The 6,140-nt window shown below is 47.7% G+C and carries 8 protein-coding genes; all 8 read right to left on the bottom strand.

Annotated elements, in window-relative coordinates:
* Window positions 1-143: 143 nt before the first annotated feature.
* The 8 genes from HMPREF0673_RS01415 to HMPREF0673_RS01385 all read right to left on the bottom strand — a co-directional run bounded on the left by HMPREF0673_RS01415 (window position 144) and on the right by HMPREF0673_RS01385 (window position 5,889).
* Window positions 144-560: a hypothetical protein gene (locus tag HMPREF0673_RS01415; RefSeq protein ID WP_007897124.1), complete on the bottom strand. Its 417-nt coding sequence runs from the start codon at window positions 558-560 to the stop codon at window positions 144-146.
* A 175-nt stretch (window positions 561-735) separates the two neighbouring features.
* The gene (locus HMPREF0673_RS01410; protein ID WP_007897122.1) at window positions 736-1,098 is read right to left on the bottom strand and encodes a LytTR family transcriptional regulator DNA-binding domain-containing protein; all 363 of its coding nucleotides are present in this window, start codon (window positions 1,096-1,098) and stop codon (window positions 736-738) included.
* 443 nt (window positions 1,099-1,541) lie between these two features.
* Window positions 1,542-2,561, bottom strand: a complete 1,020-nt coding sequence (locus HMPREF0673_RS01405) for a beta-ketoacyl-ACP synthase III (RefSeq protein ID WP_007897120.1) — start codon at window positions 2,559-2,561, stop codon at window positions 1,542-1,544.
* A gap of 5 nt (window positions 2,562-2,566) precedes the next feature.
* A complete protein-coding gene (rpmF, locus tag HMPREF0673_RS13675; RefSeq protein ID WP_021993472.1) occupies window positions 2,567-2,752 on the bottom strand; it encodes a 50S ribosomal protein L32 in 186 nt (61 codons plus the stop codon).
* A 6-nt stretch (window positions 2,753-2,758) separates the two neighbouring features.
* The gene (locus HMPREF0673_RS01400) at window positions 2,759-3,292 is read right to left on the bottom strand and encodes a YceD family protein (protein ID WP_007897118.1); all 534 of its coding nucleotides are present in this window, start codon (window positions 3,290-3,292) and stop codon (window positions 2,759-2,761) included.
* A gap of 46 nt (window positions 3,293-3,338) precedes the next feature.
* A complete protein-coding gene (locus HMPREF0673_RS01395; RefSeq protein WP_007897116.1) occupies window positions 3,339-4,517 on the bottom strand; it encodes a sensor histidine kinase in 1,179 nt (392 codons plus the stop codon).
* A gap of 72 nt (window positions 4,518-4,589) precedes the next feature.
* Window positions 4,590-4,829, bottom strand: a complete 240-nt coding sequence (locus HMPREF0673_RS01390) for a hypothetical protein (RefSeq protein ID WP_007897114.1) — start codon at window positions 4,827-4,829, stop codon at window positions 4,590-4,592.
* Between the two features lie 190 nt (window positions 4,830-5,019).
* The gene (locus HMPREF0673_RS01385) at window positions 5,020-5,889 is read right to left on the bottom strand and encodes a fimbrillin family protein (RefSeq protein ID WP_007897110.1); all 870 of its coding nucleotides are present in this window, start codon (window positions 5,887-5,889) and stop codon (window positions 5,020-5,022) included.
* Window positions 5,890-6,140 lie beyond the last annotated feature (251 nt).

Below are 6,140 nucleotides of genomic sequence, written 5' to 3'. Positions count from 1 at the left end.
AAAGTAGTCAACTAAAAGCGTTAAACTACAATTTTTAGCGAACGGCTATAAATACAAAAATAGCAAAGAGCTTGTTATGATATACAACAAGCATCTTTGCTATTCTTTTATTAGAAGCAAACTAACTCTCTTGTAAATAAATGCTACTTTTCCTTTTTACCATTAAAAATCCAGGTATCATCACCTTCAGTTTGGAATGTCATGGTTAGTACTCCATTAATGTACATACCATCAACTACTAAATTCGATTCTGGATTAAGCTTATAAATACCATTTGACTCAGAAATCGTAAAATTGACATTTTTAATATCAATACCATATTTTTCACAAATAAATCTTGTTAGCATCACGGTTGTATTTGAAAGTCTTTCAAAAGCCACATAGCATGGAGCACCAGTATTATCACCAGGCTGCCGAAGTGTACCAGCATAAGTTCCTACAATCACAGAAGAAGGATTTTTCTGTTGGCTAACATCATCGTCATCATCACTACAAGACGTAACGGTCATACTCACAAGTGCCACAAGCACTGCCATAAACATGTACTTAATCTTTTCCATTGTTTCAGTTGTTTAATTTATTAATATTTAAATTCGTTTTTATGTTATACTATAAAGACATAACTTTAATTCTTTACAAATTTAGGAAAATAAAAACAAAAGTATTTTGAACCAAAACGCATAATTCGTCAAACGTATCAGTTGCATCGTGAAATGCAGAAACACACTGTAAAACCTACTCACACTCCGCATCCTCCCCTTTAAGATGCGCAACAACATTACGAAGCAAACGCTTGGACACAGTAAGACTTACCGACTTGCCATAATAGTCGACAAATGTCAGTTTCTCCTTTAGCAGATTGACATGACTGACGTTATGCAAATTAAGAAACAAACTCCTACCTACACGCATGAAAGCCACACTTGTATCGTCACACTTATATACGTATTCACAAATATCAGCGAGCCCAAATGGCAGCAATACATCGGTACCATTAATGTAGAAAACACGCGAGAAATGATCCTCTGCCTTAAAATAGGCAACAAACTCAAGGTGAACGACAAATAGTTCGTCGCGATTGTACAATGTTATGTTCATCGTATAGTCAGAAAATGTTAGTTATCAGGGTTGGTTATTACAAAGGAATACAAAAAAGGCGGAACCGTTCGTGGCTTGTCCAAACTCAGGTTACCGCCAAGTGACCTCGCATACGCACAAGCACAGAACGGCTCACGCCATAGAGCGTGAACCTTCCATCTACTTGTTCCCGGTATGCGAAAATTGGCGGTATTCGAGTTGGGAGAACAAGAGCAAAAGCTCAAATCCAAAATGTACCATCAATGAGAATTAACTCATCGCGAAAGTTTCGACCTCTAAAGATCCGTTTGTTTCTTTCTTTTATAGAACACAGAAGTAATAAAAAGTACTGATACTGACGAACATTAGATCTCTTTATTTTAAGCCCAAAACACAAAAAGAGCATATATGCCGTGAATACTCACAAGCCATATATGCTCTTTTGTTATAAATAAAGTATTTATTTACTGTGCATCGGCAACCGTAGAGCCGTCGTAACCCCACTTATAGTAAGAAGCGCCGTGAACGAAACCTGCACCGAAAGCGGTGAAGATAACGTTGTCGCCCTTCTTCAAGTGACGCTCGTGATCCCACAATGCCAAAGGAATTGTAGCAGCACTTGTATTGCCGTAACGCTGTATGTTCACAACTACCTTCTCGAGCGGAAGATTGATGCGCTTAGCAACAGCCTCGATGATGCGGAGGTTCGCCTCGTGAGGGATAACCCAGTTGACATCTTCTGTAGTCATTTCGTTGCGCTTGAGCACTTCCTCGACGTCGTTACCCATATCGGTAACTGCGTAGCGGAACACTGTGCGTCCCTCCTGATAGAGGTAGTGCAAACGATGGTCCACTGTGAAGTGAGACGGCGGACAAACCGAACCGCCCGCCTTCATATGAAGGAACGGAAGTCCGATGCCGTCGGTGCGCAGGAATGAGTTCTGTACGCCTACGTTCTCCTCCTCGGTTGCCTCTACGAGCACTGCGCCTGCACCATCGCCGAACAGCACGCATGTAGCGCGGTCGGTATAGTCAACGAGCGACGACATCTTGTCGGCACCGATAACGATAATCTTCTTATAGCGTCCGCTCTCAATCATAGTAGCGGCAACGTCGAGCGAATAGAGGAATCCGCAGCATGCTGCCTCAAGGTCGAAGGCGAAAGCGTTCTTCAGTCCGAGTTTGCCAAGGACGATAGAAGCTGTTGAAGGGAACTTGTAGTCGGGGGTTGTTGTTGTGACAATGAGCGCATCGATTGTATCGGGGTCTACGCCTGTCTTCTTCAGAAGCTGCTTGGCTGCCTTGCGCGCCATGTAGCTTGTGCCGAGACCTTCCTCTGTGAGGATGTGGCGTTCCTTGATACCGACACGGGTCATAATCCACTCGTCGCTGGTGTCTACCATGCGCGACAGCTCCTCGTTGTTGAGGACATAGTCGGGCACATAGCCGCCAACGCCTGTGATTACTGCGTGTATCTTACCCATTGTAATTATTCAGCAACTTCCTTTACGATAGCCACCTTACCACGATAGTAACCGCAAGTAGGGCAAACTGTGTGGTATACATAGTAAGCGCCACAGTTCGGGCATACTGCCAATGTAGGAGCTACTGCCTTATCATGAGTTCTTCTCTTAAGTGTACGTGTCTTTGACTGTCTTCTTTTAGGATGTGCCATTTTTCTTTAATCTTTAATTATTGTTTTTAATTTTTCTAATCCATTCCAGCGCGGATCTACCGCTGCCTCTTCATTCTCGCCACTACTTCGGGTAGCTGAGTGTTCTTCGAGAACCTTTATCATCGCCGCGTTACATTTTCCAGGTGTATGCACGTGCTTAGCGGGAATGTTGAGTGCTATAAATTCGTAGATGAACCATGCCACGTCGAGTACGCCTTCGCGCTCGTCGACGGTGATGAGGTCATCGTCTTCGGAATATTCTTCTCCAAACTTGACGATAAGGCGGTCGTCGCTTTCCACGTCCTGGTCCATATCGTCGAGGCAGAGGTCGCACGGAATAACGACCGAGCCTGCAGTGTGGAAGTCGAGCTCAAAATAGTTCTCCGTGCGGCGCACGTTTAACGACACACTGACAGAGCCACGCTTGATTTCGTCCTCGTCTAATGACTCGAAATAAGCGTCGCCCAAGTTGAAATTGAGCGTCGTGAGACCCTCGTTCAACTCCTTTAAATCTATCTTAAGCGATTCTAAATTACACATTTGGTGTGCAAAGTTACGAATATTCTGCGAATTACACAACGGATTATCAGAAAAGTTCTATTCTAAAGGTAGTTCCAACGCCCAATTCCGACTTTTTCACGTAGATTTTGCCGTGATGATACTCTTCTACAATGCGTTTGGCGAGCGACAGGCCCAATCCCCAACCGCGTTTTTTCGTGGTGAATCCGGGCTTGAACACGTTGCCGATGTCCTTCTTGCGTATGCCTTTGCCGGTGTCTGCCACCTCGACTACGGCGCGTGCGCCTTCCTTCAGTATAGTGAGCGTGATGGTGCCGGCGCCTTCCATGGCATCGACGGCGTTCTTGCAGAGGTTTTCTATCACCCACTCGAAGAGCGAGGCGTTGATGCGCACTATGACGTCTTCCTCGGGGAAGCGGCATATCATCTGCACCTTGCGCGACGTGCGGCGGTCCATATAGTCGACCACGTGCTGCATTATCTCCTTCAGATTTGTCTCCACAGGTTCGGGCAGTGAGCCTATCTTCGAGAAGCGGTCGGCGATGAGCTGCAGGCGCTTCACATCCTTGTCCATCTCGGGTATGAGCGGGTCGTCGGGGTAGGTCTCCTTCAGTATCTCGGTCCACGCCATGAGGCTCGATATCGGCGTACCAAGCTGGTGTGCCGTCTCCTTCGAGAGTCCTACCCACACCTTGTTCTGCTCGGCGCGTTTCGACGTGAGCAGGGCGAAGATGGCTATGACGACGAATATCATCACCACACCCAATTGTATATAAGGATAAGAGGCGAGTCGGCGCAGCATTACCGAGTCGGCGTAGCAGACATTTATATAATCGTCGGAGCGAGTCACACTATCAGCATCCTCATTAAGTGTAATGCGTATCACTTGACGCTCAAGTAACATTTCCTTACCAAGCTCCTCCACACGCTGCACAGAGTCGGTTTCTGTCTTACATGTCTTCAAGTCAATATTACGGTATGCTTGCACATCACCATTAGAATCGAGTACAATCACAGGGATTGTATTATTCCCGTTTATCACCTTCAACACTAAATTGATGTCGGTGTTCTCGTCAGCATTGTTCAGCGTACGCATCGCCTCTGCCCAAACCGCCATCTTGTTGTGTTCCTCCTTGGCGAGGTCGCGTATGAGGAGATGCGACACGACAAGTGATGCCACGGCGATAATCACCGCAGCGAGCACAAGAAATATCTTCACTCTACGTATTTGGTCGGTCCATTGCATATAACTAATAACGCAGTTACGGGCAGAATATTATTGAAGAAAGAAGGATTATTGCGCTTTCAAACGCAATAATCACCAATGATTGCTGTCCACCACTCTATTCACGCCATCTGCTGCGACCGAATCGGCGGCAACAGTTTCTGTGCGTGCGTCTTGGCGTGCGTTGATCATCACACCGATAATAACAAGCAGCAGCGCAATCAGCGCAACGAGCACGGCGTTCACAACGGCGAACGACTTGCTCTTGCCTGCCAGTAGGCGCCTTACCTGGGCGATGTCGGAGGGTCGATGGTCGCGGTCTACATATTCCATGACGATGCACTCGCCAAGTTATTCTACCGGCTCCATGCTTATGATGCGGCAGATGTTGGGATGGTCGAGCTGCAAGCCGTACTCACCGCCAAAGCCTGCCACGAATTCTGATGTGAGTCGTTTCTCCTTGTCGTTCATCAGCACGATTCTTTAACAACCCTAACTATCGAAAGTCCGCCGTTGCGACCCGCTACGAACGGCGGTGTGCGCTCGCCGTCACACTCAAGGAACGGCAGATACAGCGGTTGCTCGGCGATGAAGCAACCCGTAACGAAACTGTCGCCAGGCAACATTTAGTTATGAGGTTGTTGCCCGTGGCGGTCTGCGGCACGACGAAGGCGCGGTAGACGGCGCCGTCCTTATATGGTGTAAGGCTGCGCACGCTGCCGACGACGCTTACCGTGAAGGTGGCGAGGTTGACGGTGGCGGAGGTGGCAAGATTGTTCATCTTCACCGACACATCTGCGTCTGCGAGTGAGCTTTCGCTATATCCGGCACCTGCCTTGAGCACTATCTCCACCTGACTCATCAGGTGACGTGCCGCGATATTCACCGGCGATGCCGATGGAGCGGCGTCGAGCGTGGAGCCTACGATAAGGTCGGACGACTTGTATGCGCCCAGACTGCTTTGGTCGGCACTGACGCCGAACGGCATGGCGCTCACGCTTGCCACCGTCTGCGTGTAGGGATAATACATATAGAAGTCGGCATGCGTCTGAGCGTCCTTCCAGTATACTGTCTTTTCTGCGTTCCATGTCGTGGTATAGGTGTACGGCATGTTGTCGAGGTGATTGCCCAAGGGTTTCAGCGTCGCCGCGCTGCCGTCTGCATTGCGGTTGACAACGAACAGCCCTATACGGTCGCCACTCTCGAACGCCTCCTCCGTGGCGCGGGTTATCGTGGCGCTGATATTTATAGGTATCTGTGCCGCGGGCTTGTCTGGCTCGGTGGGCGTAGGTGGCACGTCGGGGTCGTCGGGGTCGTCGTGTCCGCACGATGTGCATGCTACGAGAAGAGCCAAAGCAATTAGAAAGACAGGTTTCTTATCATAAGCACTCATATTATTTGCGGTGTTAACGAATCACAAATACAAAGTTTAGCAATTAAACGATAAAATACAAGTTCACAATAGTTCACTTTTCACAAAAACAATAGTATGAGCCGATGTTTGCTTGGCTTAGTCTGATAGTATATGTGCTTGAAACGGGTATTACCACGCTGCGGTAACGGTGTTACCACACTGCGGTAATTCTGTTTGCGCTTCGCCTTTGCGGAATATTTTGTAGTTTAACGCTTTTAGTTGACTACTTT

Origin of the sequence: Leyella stercorea DSM 18206 (genome assembly GCF_000235885.1) — a bacterium.
Taxonomy (GTDB): domain Bacteria; phylum Bacteroidota; class Bacteroidia; order Bacteroidales; family Bacteroidaceae; genus Prevotella; species Prevotella stercorea.
Note: the sequence above shows the minus strand (reverse complement) of the source record. Positions and strands in the feature narration are given on the sequence as shown.